16 protein-coding genes are annotated in these 16,049 nt (G+C 63.1%); 11 read left to right on the top strand and 5 right to left on the bottom strand.

Annotated features, from left to right (window positions below):
* Positions 1 to 292: 292 nt before the first annotated feature.
* Complete coding sequence (locus tag AC3WVQ_RS14130) at positions 293 to 985, bottom strand: GntR family transcriptional regulator (protein ID WP_034798895.1); 693 nt, start codon at positions 983 to 985, stop codon at positions 293 to 295.
* A 189-nt stretch (positions 986 to 1,174) separates the two neighbouring features.
* Between AC3WVQ_RS14130 and AC3WVQ_RS14125 the strand changes: the two genes are divergently transcribed.
* The 4 genes from AC3WVQ_RS14125 (at position 1,175) to AC3WVQ_RS14110 (ending at position 5,335) form a co-directional block, all read left to right on the top strand.
* Complete coding sequence (locus AC3WVQ_RS14125) at positions 1,175 to 2,542, top strand: glutamine synthetase family protein (protein WP_034798892.1); 1,368 nt, start codon at positions 1,175 to 1,177, stop codon at positions 2,540 to 2,542.
* Positions 2,539 to 3,852 carry an NAD(P)/FAD-dependent oxidoreductase gene (locus AC3WVQ_RS14120; protein WP_162731807.1) on the top strand — a complete coding sequence of 438 codons (1,314 nt, stop codon included), beginning with the start codon at positions 2,539 to 2,541 and terminating at the stop codon, positions 3,850 to 3,852. Before AC3WVQ_RS14125 ends, AC3WVQ_RS14120 begins: the two co-directional genes overlap by 4 nt.
* A 284-nt stretch (positions 3,853 to 4,136) precedes the next feature.
* Positions 4,137 to 5,051 (top strand): transglutaminase-like domain-containing protein, encoded by a 915-nt coding sequence (locus tag AC3WVQ_RS14115; protein ID WP_034798891.1) that lies wholly within the window; start codon positions 4,137 to 4,139, stop codon positions 5,049 to 5,051.
* A gap of 134 nt (positions 5,052 to 5,185) precedes the next feature.
* Positions 5,186 to 5,335: a hypothetical protein gene (locus tag AC3WVQ_RS14110; protein WP_034798890.1), complete on the top strand. Its 150-nt coding sequence runs from the start codon at positions 5,186 to 5,188 to the stop codon at positions 5,333 to 5,335.
* A gap of 8 nt (positions 5,336 to 5,343) precedes the next feature.
* On the opposite strand, the gene AC3WVQ_RS14105 is transcribed toward AC3WVQ_RS14110, so the two are convergent.
* Positions 5,344 to 5,736 (bottom strand): YybH family protein, encoded by a 393-nt coding sequence (locus AC3WVQ_RS14105; protein ID WP_090298288.1) that lies wholly within the window; start codon positions 5,734 to 5,736, stop codon positions 5,344 to 5,346.
* A gap of 51 nt (positions 5,737 to 5,787) precedes the next feature.
* Positions 5,788 to 6,405 (bottom strand): TetR/AcrR family transcriptional regulator, encoded by a 618-nt coding sequence (locus AC3WVQ_RS14100; protein WP_089045837.1) that lies wholly within the window; start codon positions 6,403 to 6,405, stop codon positions 5,788 to 5,790.
* Between the two features lie 119 nt (positions 6,406 to 6,524).
* Between AC3WVQ_RS14100 and AC3WVQ_RS14095 the strand changes: the two genes are divergently transcribed.
* The 7 genes from AC3WVQ_RS14095 (at position 6,525) to AC3WVQ_RS14065 (ending at position 13,719) form a co-directional block, all read left to right on the top strand.
* The gene (locus tag AC3WVQ_RS14095) at positions 6,525 to 7,619 is read left to right on the top strand and encodes an ABC transporter substrate-binding protein (protein ID WP_110819531.1); all 1,095 of its coding nucleotides are present in this window, start codon (positions 6,525 to 6,527) and stop codon (positions 7,617 to 7,619) included.
* A gap of 74 nt (positions 7,620 to 7,693) precedes the next feature.
* On the top strand, positions 7,694 to 8,575 hold the full coding sequence (locus AC3WVQ_RS14090; RefSeq protein ID WP_110819504.1) for an ABC transporter permease: 882 nt from the start codon (positions 7,694 to 7,696) through the stop codon (positions 8,573 to 8,575).
* 2 nt (positions 8,576 to 8,577) lie between these two features.
* A complete protein-coding gene (locus AC3WVQ_RS14085) occupies positions 8,578 to 9,369 on the top strand; it encodes an ABC transporter permease (RefSeq protein ID WP_034798882.1) in 792 nt (263 codons plus the stop codon).
* Positions 9,366 to 10,466 carry an ABC transporter ATP-binding protein gene (locus AC3WVQ_RS14080; RefSeq protein ID WP_090298282.1) on the top strand — a complete coding sequence of 367 codons (1,101 nt, stop codon included), beginning with the start codon at positions 9,366 to 9,368 and terminating at the stop codon, positions 10,464 to 10,466. The genes AC3WVQ_RS14085 and AC3WVQ_RS14080 overlap by 4 nt, the downstream gene beginning before the upstream one ends.
* 4 nt (positions 10,467 to 10,470) lie before the next feature.
* Positions 10,471 to 11,205, top strand: a complete 735-nt coding sequence (locus AC3WVQ_RS14075) for an MBL fold metallo-hydrolase (protein ID WP_090298276.1) — start codon at positions 10,471 to 10,473, stop codon at positions 11,203 to 11,205.
* Between the two features lie 16 nt (positions 11,206 to 11,221).
* The gene (locus AC3WVQ_RS14070) at positions 11,222 to 12,655 is read left to right on the top strand and encodes an aldehyde dehydrogenase family protein (protein ID WP_090298273.1); all 1,434 of its coding nucleotides are present in this window, start codon (positions 11,222 to 11,224) and stop codon (positions 12,653 to 12,655) included.
* 218 nt (positions 12,656 to 12,873) lie between these two features.
* On the top strand, positions 12,874 to 13,719 hold the full coding sequence (locus AC3WVQ_RS14065) for a DMT family transporter (RefSeq protein ID WP_090298271.1): 846 nt from the start codon (positions 12,874 to 12,876) through the stop codon (positions 13,717 to 13,719).
* A gap of 78 nt (positions 13,720 to 13,797) precedes the next feature.
* On the opposite strand, the gene AC3WVQ_RS14060 is transcribed toward AC3WVQ_RS14065, so the two are convergent.
* Positions 13,798 to 14,976, bottom strand: coding sequence for an aminotransferase (locus AC3WVQ_RS14060; RefSeq protein ID WP_090298268.1), 1,179 nt, complete (start codon positions 14,974 to 14,976; stop codon positions 13,798 to 13,800).
* 18 nt (positions 14,977 to 14,994) lie between these two features.
* Positions 14,995 to 16,041 (bottom strand): LysR substrate-binding domain-containing protein, encoded by a 1,047-nt coding sequence (locus AC3WVQ_RS14055; protein ID WP_034798872.1) that lies wholly within the window; start codon positions 16,039 to 16,041, stop codon positions 14,995 to 14,997.
* Positions 16,042 to 16,049 lie beyond the last annotated feature (8 nt).

Below are 16,049 nucleotides of genomic sequence, written 5' to 3'. Positions count from 1 at the left end.
ATCAGATGCCACAGCCGGTCATGCGGCCGTGGCCGAAGGTGAGGGGGAAAGGAGCACCGGAGATCGGCGCGTCGTCGGCTACGGGGAATGCCTGAGGCCCGCGCCTGTCTTGCGGCGGGACTTGGATCTCTGGCTCTTCAAGCGGACACCTCCCCCTCGAATGCACGAACATGAGGCCGGGAGGCTGGTCGCTTCCCGTCGCTATGCGTCTGTATTTGCACGACTTTGGTGCTGTGGCTGAGCGTTGTCAATATGGAATTTTAGTCACACTAAAATTTATGACGGCATCGCCTCAGGCAGCCAATCGCAGCAACCGTGCAACCGCCTGTTGGTCGAAGCCGCCGATACCCTCACGGATGTCGGCAGCGACCGCGTCGGCAGCAGCGTTCTCATCCCGGCGCCTCAGCGCCTCGATTGCCTCGCGGTGGCGGTCGACCACGTAAAGTTCGGTCACGTGTTCCATGGCGATGCCGAGGATCGGGCCGAGCTGCAGCCAGACGCTCTCGATCAGCGGCACGGCGACCGCATCGGGATTGGCCGTATAGATCATTCGGTGAAACGCCTGGTTGGCGATCAGCGCCGCCACCTTGTCACCCCGACGGATCTCCGTCTCGATGCTGTCGTCGATCGCCGTGATCTTCTCGATCTGACGTTCGGAAAGATGAGCGACGGCCCGGCGAGCCGCATGGCTTTCGAGCGCGATGCGCAACGAGATCAGTTCTTCGAAGCGGGCGGGCGTGATGTGCGGCACCACGATGCGGCGGTTTTCGAGGAACTGCAGCGCGCCGATCGAGGTCAGCTGTCTAAGCGCCTCGCGCACCGGGGTCGGGCTGCTTTCAAGCGCCTCGGCCAGACCGCGGATGGTGACGGAGGTGCCGGGTCGGAACGCGCCGACCATGATCGCCTGGCGCAGCCGGTGAAAGGCATAGTCATGCGTGGTCATGCCGTCGGGGCGCGCAAGTGGCGGTAAGACAAGGGGTTTCAAGTGCGCATGTCCTTTTGCCCGAATTGCGATGGCTTTCTCATCAGCGAGAGCGGTGTTTGGCAAACGCCTGCATACACTTTTCCGCGCGCCGCTCTACGTCAAACGCCTGATAGCACTGCCGCTGCTTGACTCCAATTCCAGAATTATGTCAACTTTCGGAAAATGTGATCACAAAAAGAGATTTGCGATATGTCGCTCGACGCGGAAGATCCCAGCGCATTCAAGGCATGGCTCGAGCAGAACGGGCCGATCGAAAGCATCCAGGCCGTCGTCTGCGACCTCAACGGCATCATGCGGGGCAAACGCGTGCCAGTGGAGCAGGCGGGCAAGGTGCTCGGCGGCGGCATCCGCATGCCGCTCTCGATCGTCGGTGTGGACGTCTGGGGCGAGGACATCATCAACAGCGAGCAGGTGTTTGCGAGCGGCGACCGCGACGGCATCTGCGGTGTCACCGGCCGCGGCGCGCTGCCGGTCAACTGGACCTCGCGGCCGAGCGCGCTGGTGCCGCTCTGGCTGCAGCTTGAGGACGGCAAGCCGTTTCTCGCCGATCCGCGCCAGGCCCTTGCGGCGGTCGTGCGTGAGTACAAGGAGCTCGGCCTTCGCCCCGTCGTCGCGACCGAGTTGGAGTTTTACCTGATCGACCCGGAGCCGGACAGCGCAGTGCCGCCGATCTCGCCCTATACCGGCAAACGTCTCGATTCCGATGCGATCCTCTCGATCGACGAACTCGACGATTTCGGCGAGTTCTTTTCCGACGTCTACAAGGAATGCGCCCGGCAGAACGTGCCGGCGGATGCGGCGATCGCCGAGAACGGCATCGGCCAGTTCGAAATCAACCTGCTCCACACCGACGACCCGCTGAAGGCGGCCGACGACGCGATCTTCTTCAAGCGCATTGTCAAGGGCGTGGCGCGCAAGCATGGGCTCGCCGCGACCTTCATGGCCAAGCCCTATGGCACCCGTTCCGGCAATGGCATGCATATCCATTTCAGCCTGCTCGACGAGGAGGGCAACAACGTCTTCAACGACGGCAGCGACGAGGGCTCGCCGATGCTGAAGAACGCCGTCGCCGGTCTACTGCGCGGCATGGCCGAGACGACGCTGCTGTTTGCGCCGCATTTCAATTCCTACCGGCGACTTCGGCCGGATACGCACGCGCCAACCGCCGTCTGCTGGGGTTACGAGAACCGTACCTCGGCCATCCGTATTCCCGGCGGCAATCCTGCCGCGCGGCGTATCGAGCACCGCGTCGCCGGTGCCGACTCCAATCCTTATCTCGTCATCGCCGCGATCCTCGGTGCTGCCCTGGTCGGCATCCGCAACAAGTGGAAGCCGCCGGCGCCGGTTTCGGGTCGGGCCTATGCAGCGGAGAAACTGCCCAAAATTCCCTCGGAATGGGGGCAAGCGGTCGACAGCTTCGAGGCAGGACCGATTGCCGCCGAAATCTTCGATCCCGTGCTGCGCTCGATGCTGATCGCCTGCAAACGCCAGGAAATCGCGGGCTTTGCCGAGCAGGTCACGGACTACGAATTCAGCGCCTATCTGGAAATCGTCTGATGCTTACCAAACAGAAATCCTATGCCGGTGACGGCAGCTACCCGACCAGCTACTACGCCGCCTCCCGCAACATCATCCGCACGCCGGTCCGGCTGCAGGGCCGGGTCGAGGCCGATGTCTGCGTCGTCGGCGCCGGCTATTCCGGTATGTCGACGGCGATCCACCTTGCCGAAAAAGGCTACAAGGTCGTCGTCATCGAGGGCGCGCAGGTCGGCTGGGGCGCTTCGGGCCGCAACGGCGGTCAGGTGGTCAACGGCCTCAATGCCAGTCTCGCGACCATCCAGCGCCGCTACGGCGAGGATGCGGCGCGCTTCATCGGCGGGCTGGTGCAGGAGGGCGGCAAGATCATCCGCCGCCTCGTCAGCCAGTACCAGATCGAATGCGACCTGAAGCCGGGCAATATCTACGCCGCCTATACGCCGGCGCATATGAAGGAGCTCGAAGCCAAGCAGGCGCTCTGGCGCAAATACGGCATGGACGATCACCAGTTGCTCGACCGTGACGCGCTCGCCAAGCTCGTCAAGTCGGATGCCTATTGCGGCGGCATGCTGGACACGACCGGCGGCCACATGCATCCGCTCAATTTGGTACTCGGCGAGGCCCGTGCCTTCGAAAGCATTGGCGGCACGATCTACGAACAGTCGCCGGTGACACGTGTCGACCACGAGGCGGCGCGGCCGACCGTCTATACTGAAGGCGGCGAGGTTTCGGCGCGCATCGTCGTTCTCTGCGGCAATGCCTATCTCGGCGATGCCGTGCCGAAGCTCGTCTCGCGCGTCATGCCGGTTTCGACGCAGATGATCACCACGGCGCCGCTCGGCGAAGAGCTTGCCCATTCGCTGATCCCGAGCGACATGTGCGTCGAGGACGTGCGCTATATCCTCGACTATTTCAGGCTCTCGGCCGACAAGCGCATGATCTTCGGTGGCGGTACCGTCTATGGTGGAACCGATCCGGCCGACGTGGTCGCCAAGCTGAAGCCCAATCTCGAAAAGGTGTTCCCCGCGCTCAAGGGCGTGAAGATCGAGTATGCCTGGAGCGGCAATTTCGCGCTCTCCTTCACCCGCGTGCCGCAGATGGGGCGCATCGGCTCCAACACCTATTTCGCCCATGGCTATAGCGGCCACGGCGTTACCGGTTCGCACCTCTTCGGCCGCACGCTCGCCGAGGCGATCGACGGCGACACCACGCGTTATGATGTCTTCGAGAAGCTGCCCTGGTATCCGTTCCCGGGCGGGCGCATGTTCCGGGCGCAGTATTCCACCATCGGTTCCTGGTGGTACCAGTTCAAGGACGCGGCCGGGCTCTAGGAACAATCCGCGCGCAGCGGCGTTTTGGCCGGGCGGACCGCCGTCTCGGCGGCGGTCCGCGGTCGATCTCGCGTCGAATGTGTTTCCGTCCTGATTGGCGATGCGATAGTATCGACCTTCTGCGGCAGGGGTCCGCCGTCTCAAAGTGGGCCTTTGCGTCTCTGCCCTGTGACCGCCCGCATCTGGCGCTTGCTGAATCGGTCACCAAGGATCGCCCGCCTGTCGCTGCGGGCAAGCAAACGGGGAGCCTGTCGCTCCCGATTGATTTCCTGGGAGACCTCGCGATGTTCGTGCGCTTTGGCTATGAAATCGGCATTCGTTGCCCGCAGCCGACCCCGATGATGACCTATCTTTCCGTCGTGCCGGAACGGCGCTCATGCCTGCGGCGCGAGCATGGTCCAGTCTCTTCGCCGATCGTGAAGATGGAGCAGATCACTGATCCGCATGGCAACACCTGCTTCCGGATGACTGTGCCCGAGGGCGATTTCAAGCTCTGCTATGATGCGGTGATAGAGGATGACGGCAGGCTCGACGCCACGGACCCATTGGCGGATGCGGTGCCGGTCGAGAACCTGCCCGCCGAGTGGCTGCCTTATCTTGCAGCCAGCCGCTACTGCGAAACGGACCGGCTTGGCGCGCTTGCCTGGCGTCTGTTCGGCGATGTGCCAGCCGGCTGGGAGCGCGTCCAGGCGATTTGCGATTATGTCCATGAACGCCTCGTTTTCAGCTACGGCTATGCGCAGGCGATGCGCACGGCACTCGAGGCGCATGAGGATCGCGTCGGTGTCAGCCGCGACTACGCCCATCTGGCGATCACCCTCTGTCGCTGCATGAACATGCCGGCGCGCTACGTGAACGGCTATATGGCCGATATCCCCGCGAGCGAACATCCTGCGCCGATGGATTTCAATGCCTGGTTCGAGGTCTATCTCGGCGATCGCTGGCATACGTTCGACGCCAAGAACAACCAGCGGCGGGCGGGGCGCATCGCGGTTGCCCGCGGCCGTGATGCCGCCGACATTCCGCTGATCCAGACCTTCGGCAAACATGAGCTCACCGCTTTCACCGTCTGGACCTGCGTCGAAACGGATAGCGCGCTCAAAGGCTCGCATCGTGCCTCCGACGTTTCGCTGCTCACCCCATGGTTCAGCGAAACCTGGGCGAAGCATCTTCAGGACCGCGACCGCAACCGCCATTGATGAGCGCGATGGCGGCGAACCGATTTTTTACGATTTATGCGATTTGCGGAATTTAATATCTACAAACTCAATGGAAAATATAGGAGAACAAGACAGTCGATGGGCCGTGGCCCTCGCAGGAACGGAGAGACGCGATGAACGCAGCGAAACCGATGATCCAGTCCCGCTACGCACTCTACGGGACCACACCGCAACGCCGCTCACATGTTCATCTCGTTCCGCACGCAATTGCCATCGTTGCCGCCTTCTCTTTCGTCAGCGCCGTCGTCGTCGGCGCCTTCTGACGGCTGCCTCAGCTTTGCCGTGACAGATGCTCGTGCACGGCAAGCCACTCTCCTGACGATTTCCGCTCGAACACGATCGTTTCCCGTTCGTCCGCGGTTGCGGGCTCTCCATTGAATTCCAGTTCGGTCTCGACCCGGTGGGTGAAGACCGCGACATTGCCCACCGTCTGCACATTTCGCTCGCTCGACCGGCAGGCGCGCACGCGAAAACCGTCCCGTTCCTCCCAAAGCGACCACTCGGCCTCGTACTCCGCCCTGCTTTTCAGCGGTCGGTCGAGCGTGTGGAAGATGAAGGTCGCATCCGGCGCGAACGCGGAGAAATAGGCTGTCCGGTCATGCCTGGCGAAAGCGGCAACCAGCTGGTCGGCGGCCTGAAGCACCGACTGTTCGAGATCTTTCATGGGGTTCCCTCTTTATCCGGAAGCAGACTGCTCCGGTGGTCTTCGTGATGGTCAGCGCACTGCAATGAGCGTCGCCAGCGGGCGGTTCTGGCGTGAGACGCGCGCTTTGAGATCGTCGAGCGACATGGTTTCGCGCTTCGCGAACTCGGTGAACATCATGTTGAGATTGTTGAAGAACATCTCGCCGACCGCCTCGGCATCGACATCAAGTGCGACGACGCCCTTGGCCTGAAGTTTGCGGATCAGCGTCGAAACCTGCTCGCATAGCCGACGATCGAGTTCGGTGTAGCGCTTGCTGAACGGGCTCTCCGGCTGCTGGATGGCGATCGCCATCGCGGTGCGCCACATCTCCTTGCTGAGATAGTAGAGCGAGTGATCGTAGTATTCGCCGATCAGCGCGTCCAAGGCGCCCATGACGGAGGCGGGCGGGTTGTCGACGATCGATCCGCCGCCGGCGAGCACTTCCTCGACTTCCATCGACACGGTCGCAAGCAGGATGTCGCCCTTGTTTTCATAGTAGTTGTAGAAGGTTCCGACCGAAATTTCGGCGCGCTCGGCAATGTCCTCGATGCGTGCGCTGTCGTAGCCGACTTCGCGAAAAAGCACGGCGGCGGCGTCGAGAATTCGCCTGTTGCGATCCGCCTTTTGCCGTGCGCGCAGCCCTGTCATTCCAGTGTTTCCCCGAATTATGAATTGGTTCAAAATTGAGATTGACTTAAAAAATGAATTCATTCAATCTTTTTTTGAAGACGCCGAAACGAGCGTCAAAACAAGAGGGCAACAGCATGATGCAGTCAGTTCGTGACGGTGCGCGCCTGCGCCGTTTTTTCTCCTCCACGGCCGCAATCGCGATCGCCGCTCTGTCGACGGTCGCGGCCCCCGCGCCGGTCTTTGCCCAGGAAGAGCTCAATGCGCTCGTCTGGTGCGACCACACCGATCCGGCGCTTCTTGAGCCGTTCGAGAAGGCCAATGACGTGAAGGTCAACGTCAAGGTTTATGAGGGTACCGGGGCAGGGCTCTCGATCCTCGACCAGTCGCAACCGGGCGACTGGGACGTGCTCGTGATCGACGGCGTCGACGTGCACCGGGCCATCGACCTTGATCTGCTTGCCGAAATGCCGGCCCATGCGTTGCCGACCGCCGACATTTTCCCGGAAGTGCGCATGGAGGCCAACAACACCAAGGACGGCAAGACCTACGCCGTCACCGAGAAGTTCGGCTACAACACGATTTCCTACGACAAGACGAAGGTCGACCCAAAGGACATGCAGGACCTTTCGGTTATCTGGTCGGATAAATACAAGGGCCGCATAGCGCTCTACGACTACTATCTGCCGATGATCGGTCTCGTCGGGCTTGGCCTCGGCAAGAAGACCGCCGATCTGAGCGACGCGGACATGCCGGCGATCAAGGAAAAGCTCGCGGCAATGCGGGCCGTTTCCAAGCAGGTGAGCGACGTCGTCTCATCGCAGACCGCGCTTGCGACCGGCGAAGTCGACATTCTCGTCGGCGGCGGCGAATGGATCACCGCTGTTCTCTCGGCCGACAAGCCCAGCCTCGACTGGACCATCCCCGAGCAGGGCGCTGTGCGCTGGGCGCAGTCGATCGGCGTGATGAAGGATTCGACCAAGCAGGATCTGGCGCTGAAGTTCGTACAGTACATCGTGAGCCCCGAGGGCCAGGCGCGGCTTGCGACCTCATCCTGCTATTGGGCGATGCCGGCCAATGCCAAGGCGGGTGAACACCTGACCGACCAGCAGAAGGCGGCCCTGCGCTTCGACCAGCAGGCCGAATATCTGAAGAAGACGCAGCTCTATCCGATCCCGTCGGCCGAGCTCGACCAGCAGTTCCAGGACGCCTGGACGGAAATGCTGCAGCAGTAATGAAAGCAGCGGGCGCGATGTGTCGCGCTCGCCCTTCTTCTTCGCTCGCCGAAATCCTTTGATCTGGAACGGTAATGGCAGACACCGCTTTGACATCAGCGACAGCGCTTGAAGACGCCGACCGGCGCAAGGCCTGGGGCTTCGTTGCTCCAGCGCTTCTGTGGACCGTCGCCTTCTTCGTCGTGCCCTTCGCCTTCATGGCGGCGATGAGCCTCTGGAAGCGGGAAGGGCGGGACATCGTCCATGCCTGGACCTTCGACAACTACGTCCGCTTCTTCTCCGAAAACGCGCTGTTCCGGGGGCTCGTCAACTCGCTCGAAATCACCGTTATCGTCACGGTGATCTCGGTGCTGCTCGCCTATCCGCTCGCCTGGATCATCGCCGAGCGCGTGCCGAAGCGGCTGCAGCGCATGGCGCTGATCCTGGCGATCCTGCCGTTCTGGACCTCCTATGTGGTGCGCTCCTATTCCTGGCTGCTGGTGTTATCGAAGAACGGTGTAATCAATCAGGTCTTCATGAGCATCGGCCTTATCTCCGAGCCGCTGGAGCTGGCGAGCACGCGCACGGCCACGGTCATTGGCTTCGTGCACTTCTTCGTCATGCTTTTGACGCTGACGATCTATTCCAACCTGATCCAGCTTTCGCCAAACTACCGCCGCGCGGCCGCAGACCTCGGCGCCAATGCCTTCCAGACCTTCTGGCATGTGGTGCTGCCCTTGACGCTGCCCGGTATCATGACCGGCGCCTTCCTTACCTTCGTGCTTTGCATCGGCGACTATGTCACGCCGCAGATCCTCGGCGGCAACAACGAGCTGGTGCTGCCGCAGATCATCATGCTGCAGCTCGGGCGCCGGGCGGATTTCCCGATGGCAGCGGCGCTGTCGATCGTGCTGATGCTCGCCGTCACCGTCGCCTATCTCGCCTGCGCTCGCTGGCTGAAGATCGAGAGGGCCTGACGATGCTGCGCCAGATCTCCGCAAGCGTGCTCTCCTGGACCTATCTCGTCCTCGTCTATGCCTTCATCTTCCTGCCGGTTGCCGTATTGGTGCTGTTCTCGTTCCAGGATGGTCGCCTGCCGGTGCCGCCGTTCAACGGCTTTTCGCTGCAATGGTACGAGGCGGTTTTCGCCGACCGCAAGCTGATGGCAGCGCTTGGTAACTCGATGGTCGTGGCGCTCGTCTCCTCGGTCATCTCCGTGCTGCTCGGCTTTCTCGCAGCCTATGCGCTCGCGCGCTACAAGCTGCCCGGCTCGGCGCTGCAAAGGGGACTGCTGATCGCGCCGATGACGGTCAGCTACCTGATCATCGCGCTTGGCCTTTTGTCGCTCATGAACGCGCTGCATATCCCGCTGTCGCTGATGACGGTCGGCATCGGCCATGTGGTGATCAACCTGCCGCTCTGCTTTGCCATCATCTATGCCTCGATGGGGGATCATCACATCAACATCGAGCGGGCGGCGCGCGATCTCGGCGCCAACGATTTCAAAGTGATGGCGCTGGTGACGGCGCCGATGCTGATGCCGTCGATCCTTGCTGCCTTCTTCCTTTCCGTCACCTTCAGCTGGGACGAGTTCATCATCGCCTTCCTGCTGTCGCGCTTCGACGTGACGCTGCCCGTCGAGATCTGGAGCATGCTGCGCTCCGGCCTCAACCCCAAGACCAATGCCATCGGCTCGCTGGTGTTCTTAGCCTCTGTCGCCGTGCTCCTCATCCTTGAGCTTTCCCTGTTCGGAAGGACGAAGAAACAATGACCGCTCCTGTCTCGATCGAAAACGTCAGCAAGATCTTCGGTACCTTCACGGCCCTGGATAACGTTTCCCTCGATATCCGGGCTGGCGAGTTCATCGTGCTGCTCGGGCCGTCCGGCTGCGGCAAGACCACGCTTCTGTCGATCCTTGGCGGCTTTCAGTCGCCAAGCGCGGGACGCGTGACGATCGCGGGGCAGGACATGACCTATGTGGCGCCGGCCAAGCGTCCGACGACGACGATGTTCCAGGACTATGCGCTGTTTCCGCACATGCGCCTTGTCGACAATGTCGGTTTTGGCCTCAGGATGCGCGGCCTTGCCAAGGCCGAGCGGGACGAAAAGGCGCTCGGTTTCCTCGATCTCGTCGGTCTGAAGGCTTCCGCCGGCAAGCGGCCGCACGAGCTCTCGGGCGGCCAGCGCCAGCGCGTGGCGCTCGCCCGCGCGCTTGCCGTCGACCCGGATGTGCTGCTTCTCGACGAACCGCTCGGCGCGCTCGACCTGAAACTGCGCCGCCAGATGCAGGACGAGCTGAAGGCGATCCAAAAGCGCGTCGGCACGACCTTCGTGCACGTCACCCACGACCAGGAAGAGGCGATGGCGATCGCCGACCGGATCGTGGTGATGAACCAGGGCCGTATCGAGGATTTTGGCCCGCCATCGGAGATCTATATGCGCCCGCGCTCGCTGTTTTCGGCGGGCTTCATGGGTGAGGTCAATTTCGTTTCCGGCCGTGTGGCGGCGGCGGACGCCAGCTCCGCCCGTGTCGAAACCCCGCTCGGCAGCCTGGCGCTGCCGACCGGCAACTTTACCGCATCGTCGCCGAAGACCGGCGACCGGATTACGCTCACCATCCGGCCGGAACACTTCCGCGCTGACGACAAGGCAGAGGGTCCGACAGTGGCGCTTGGTGAGGCGCGGGTTGCCGGCAGCGCTTTCTTCGGCACGCATTACCGCTGCCACCTGCAGCCCTGTGCGGCGGACACGAGGGCGCTGGTCGCGCACCTGCCGCAATCGGCAAGCGTGCGCGAGGGCGAGATTGTGCCGCTTGCCGTGCGCGCCGCCGACGTCGTAGCCTTGCCCGCCACGGGTGGACATGCGTAGCACGATGCAGAGAATTGCACCTCAGGACTGGTACCGGGTGAGGCGGCTCGACGACGGCGTCACCGCTATCGATGAGCCCTATATCCAGGAATTCTACCGCTGCAACATCTGGCATGTGCGCGGCCGCGACCGCGATATGCTCGTCGATAGCGGCATGGGTGTCGTGTCGCTCCGGCAATGGGTGCCCCTCGTCACCGAACGCGCCTTGGACGCCGTCGCCAGCCACACCCACTTCGACCATATCGGCTGCCATCACGAGTTCGAGTGCCGCTGCGTGCATTCGGCCGAGGCGGAACTGCTGGCGCATCCGACGCGCAAGAACACGCTCGCCGACCCCTACGTCGCCGACGAGATCTTCGACGCGCTGCCGCCCGAGCCCTACGCCTCCACCACCTATGCGGTGAAGGCGGCGCCGGCGACGCGGCTTCTGGAGGATGGCGACCGTATCGATCTCGGCGACCGGGTCTTCGAGGTGATCCACACGCCCGGCCATTCGCCCGGCGGCATTGCGCTCTTCGAGGCGAAGACCGGCATCCTGTTCTCCGGCGACATCCTCTACGATGGCCCGCTGATCGAGGACACCTATCATTCCAATGCCGACGACTATCTGGCGTCGATGGAACGGCTGCTGAAGATACCCGTGCGTATCGTTCACGGCGGACATTTTCCGAGCTTTTCGGGTGAGCGTTACCGAGCGCTAATCCTTGAATGGCTTGCCGAAAAACAAAAGACAAACTGACGGGAAGGAGGAGCGAATGCTCGACAAACGCAAGTTCTACATCAACGGCGCCTGGGTGGATCCCATCGTCGCCAACGATCTCGAGGTGCTGAACCCGGCGACGGAAAAGCCGGTTGCGGTGATCTCCATGGGCACGGCCGCGGATATCGACCAAGCGGTTGCCGCCGCCAAGAAGGCCTTTGCCAATTATAGCCAGACGAGCGTCGAGGAGCGCCTGGCGCTGCTCGAAAAGCTGCTTGCCGTCTACAAGCGCCGCTATGACGAGATGGTCGACACCATCACCATGGAACTCGGAGCGCCGAAGACCATGACCCGCGAACAGCAGGCCGATGTCGGCGTTGGTCACCTGCAGGGCTTCATCGATGCACTGAAGCGCTTGAAGACCCGCGACCGGTTGCCGAACGGTGACGTGATCCTGCGCGAGCCGATCGGTGTGTGCGGTCTGATCACACCCTGGAACTGGCCGATCAACCAGATCGCGCTGAAGGTGGTGCCCGCACTTGCGACCGGCTCGACCTGCGTCTTGAAGCCGAGCGAGTTCACGCCGCTCAACGCCATGCTTTACGCTGAAATGGTGCATGAGGCGGGCTTCCCGGCCGGCGTCTTCAACCTCGTCAACGGCGACGGCATCAATGCCGGTGCGGCGCTGTCGAAGCATCCCGATATCGACATGATGTCGTTCACCGGCTCGACCCGCGCCGGCATCGCCGTCAGCAAGGATGCCGCCGAGACCGTCAAGCGCGTGACGCTGGAGCTCGGTGGCAAGTCGCCGAACATCGTCTTTGCCGACGCCGATCTCGAAGACCGCGTCACCGGCAGCGTGCTCGAATGCTTCAACAATTCCGGCCAGTCCTGCGACGCGCCGACCCGCATGCTGGTGGAGCGCAGCGTCTATGACCAGGTGGTTGAGATCGCCAAGCGCGTCGGCCGCGAGGCGAAAGTCGGAGACCCGACGCAAGAGGGCGGCCATATCGGCCCGCTCGTCAGTCACATCCAGTTCGGCCGGGTGCAGGCGCTGATCGAAGCAGGCATTGCCGAAGGCGCGCGCCTGCTTGTGGGCGGTGCCGGCAAGCCTGAGGGCTTCGAGACCGGCTACTTCGTCAAGCCGACGATCTTTGCCGACGTCAACAACGACATGCGCATCGCCCGCGAGGAGGTCTTCGGACCGGTGCTCGCGATCATCCCCTTCGACACCGAGGAGGAGGCGATCGCTGTTGCCAACGACACCAACTACGGTCTCGCAGCCTATGTGCAGACAGGTGACCCGAAACGGGCCGAGCGCGTCGCCGGACGCCTGCGCGCCGGCATGGTGCACATCAATGGCGGGCCGCACCGCTACGGCAGCCCGTTCGGCGGCTACAAGCAGTCCGGCAACGGTCGCGAAGGTGGCATGTTCGGCCTTGAGGACTTCCTCGAAGTGAAGACCGTGCACGTTCCCGACGCGGCCTGACAAACGAGTTATCGCGTCTGCCAGACGGAGAAATCGGCGGCCGCCCTGTCTGCGCAGGGCGGCCGCCATTGTTCGGGTGGGCGATTTATTGCGACTGTCGCCGATGCCGGTCTTCTGTTAGCTGCCTTGTCGAGGGCGCGAAGATCGCCCGCCAGCAGAATAGCGACATTGCCTTGACCCCAGTACCCGCCACCGCTTCCTCCCAAAATCGCCTTGCCATGGCTGCCCTCCTCATCGGCGGTGCTGCGATTGGCGGTTCGCCGATCTTCGTGCGGCTGTCCGAGGTGGGGCCGATGGCGACGGCCTTCTGGCGGGTGGCACTGGCGCTGATCCCGCTTCTCGCCTGGTCGTGGTTTCGCGGTGAGGGCGCCAACGACCGGCGCCCGCAAAAGCTCTCCGAGTACGCGCTGCTGGTTCTGCCCGGCGTGTTTCTCGCCATCGATCTTGCGGCCTGGCACTACGCGCTGACGAAGACGTCAGTCGCCAATGCCACGCTGCTTGCCAATCTCGCGCCCGTCTTCGTGACGCTTGCCAGTTGGCTGTTGTTCCGAGCGCGGATCAGCGCTGTCTTTGCCATCGGGCTGGTGACGGCAGTCGTCGGTGTGGTCACCCTCAAGGGCGGGCCGATGGCGCTTGGTGACGGCAATCTGCTGGGCGATGGCGTCGCCGTTGTCGCCGCGATGTTCTATGCCGGCTATATCCTGGCGATCGGCCGGCTGCGCAGCCTGTTCAGCACGATCAGGATCATGGTCTGGAGTACGGCCTCGGCTGCCATCTGCATGCTGCCGATCGTGCTTCTGTCGGAGCCGACGCTGTTGCCGCCGACCGCGTTCGGCTGGGCGATGCTGTTCGGTCTCGCCTTCGTCAGCCATGCCGGCGGGCAGGTGGCGATCACCTATGCACTCGCCTATCTGCCGCCCGCCTTCTCGTCGCTCACCCTCTTGTTGCAGCCAGTGGTCGCGGCGATCCTCGCCTGGATCCTGCTTGCCGAACCCGTCGGCCTGATGCAGGCGATCGGCGGCGCGATCGTCCTTGTCGGCATCCTGATCGCGCGGCGCGGATGACGCCGCGCGCTTTCCTCAGAGCAATTCCAGGAAAAGTGTGAAACGGTTTTCCGTCCGGAATTGCGTCATTTCAAAGTCTTAGAGACCCGGCGGCGTGAAGTTCGCCAGACGCTCCTCGAGCTTGCGGATCGTATCGGCATCCGCGTTGGCAAAGGCGAAGCGCAGGTAGTTCTCCTGGCCCTCACCGAAGTAATCGCCCGGCAGGCAGACGACTCCGGCGAGTTTGGCCAGCTTCTCGGCGATGAACTGCGAGTCGATGTCGGGGAAGGGGTGGCGGACATAGGCGAAATAGGCGCCGACCGCCTGCAGCTTCCACTTCGGCAGGCGGCTCATCACATCCCTAAGCGCATCGGCGCGTGCGGAGATCTCGGCGCGGTTGGCCTGGCGCCATTCGGCAAGCGCCGGTATGGCCTTGGCGACGGCGGCTTGCGCGGAACGCGGTGCGCAGATCTGCAGGTTGTCCATGATCTTCGTCACCTGCTCGATGACGGCAGGGCCGGCGGTGATCGCACCGAGGCGATGGCCGGGAATGCAGAAGGACTTGGAGAAGCTGTAGAGGCCGATGAAGCTATCCTGCCAGCCTTCGGTTGCCAGAAGGCCGTGGGGTGCTGCGGAGGCATCGGGCAGGAAGTCGCGATAGGTCTCGTCGAGGATTAGCCAGACGCCCTTGGCACGGCAGGCTTCGTGGATGCGGGCGAGCAGCTCCGGCGGGTAGACGGCGCCGGTCGGATTGTTGGGCGAGACCAGCGCGAGCGCCCGGATGCCGGGGTGAAGTGCCGCGGCAATTGCATCGACCTCCGGCAGGAAGCCGGCGCCGGCATCGCAAGGTACGAGCTCGACATTGATGCCGAGCATCGACAGCGTCGTTTCCTGGTTGAAGTAATAGGGGTTGGTCATCAGGATCGTATCGCCCGCGCCGGCAATGGCCATTGCCGTGCAGATGAAGGCCTGGTTGCAGCCCGAGGTGATGTGGATGTTGTCGGCGGCGACCGCGGCACCATAGAGGCCGGCGACATGCGCCGCATAGGCCTCACGCAGCTCCGCTTCGCCTTCGATCGCGCCATAGCCGGTGTAAGCGGTTGAGGCTGCAGCCTCACCGAGCCAGGCCAGCATGTCCGGATGGGCGGGATAGCCGGGCACTGCCTGCGACAGGTCGATCAGCGGGCCACGGGAGCCATCGTAGGACTTCGCCCAGGCCAGCACCGAGGGCACGGGCGGCGGCGAGAGCTTTTCGACGAGCGGGTTGAAATGCGGCATGACGGGTGTTCCTGTGGGTTAGGCCTTGGCTTTGCGTTTCTGCGGACGATCGGTGCGGCGAGCACGACTCGGCGCCGAAACCGGCTGAAAACCGTTCTTCTCCGATTTACGATCTGTCGGCTCGGATTTCGAGGTGCGGCTGCGAATAATCGTGCGCGCCGATGTCTGCAGTTCCGGCATCGGGTCGCTTTCGAGTGTTTCGAACATCCAGTCGATGAAGATGCGCACGATCGGTGCCGCCAGCACCTCGTTGCGGCAGGCGACGAAGAAGGCGTCGTTGGCGGGCACCGTCAGGTCGAAAGGAGCGATCAGTTCGCCGCGCGCGATCAGGCTGCCGGCGGTAATCGTATCGCCGAGCGCGACGCCCTGGTTGTGCAGGGCGGCCTCGGTCGAAAGCCGTGCGTCACTCATGAAATGCTGCTGGCCGCGCTGCAGGTCGCTGGCATCCGCCGCCGCAAGCCAGGTGTTCCATTCGCGGCCATCGTCGCCATGCAGCATGACGTGGTCGCGCAGGTCGCGAACCGAGCGCAGTGGCCGCATGTTGAGCAGGGTCGGGCTGACGACAGGGAAAAGTTCGAGACGGCTCCAGAGCTTGGCCCAGGCGCCGGACCAGTTGCCGTCGCCATAGATCAGGCAGACGTCGACGTCGGGCGAGTGGAGATACGCCTCGTCGTTAGAGGCGATCAGCGTCAGACGCACGTCCGGATATTGCTCGGTGAAAAGGTGCAGCCGCGGGATCAGCCAGAAGGAAAGCAGCGCCGGGACGCAGGTGATGCGCAGTTCGCCGCTCGTCGTCGGCCGCGTCATCGCTGCGGTCGCCGCCGCGATTTCGGCAAAGGCGTGGGTGACGGCCGGCAGCAGCAATGCGCCCTGCGGCGTCAATTTCAGCCGCTTGCCGCCGCGCTCAAACAGCGCCGCCTTGACCGAAAGTTCGAGCGCGCGGATCTGGTGGCTGATCGCACCGTGGGTGACGTTGAGTTCACGCGCCGCGGCCGAAACGGAGCCCCGCCGCGCCGTCGCTTCGAAGGCGCGCAAGGGGTTGAGGGGAGGCAGGCGGCTGGACAAATCGGGGT

This window comes from Ensifer sp. EB106-05-01-XG146 (assembly GCF_058791875.1).
This window is presented reverse-complemented; position numbering and strand designations above follow the sequence as displayed.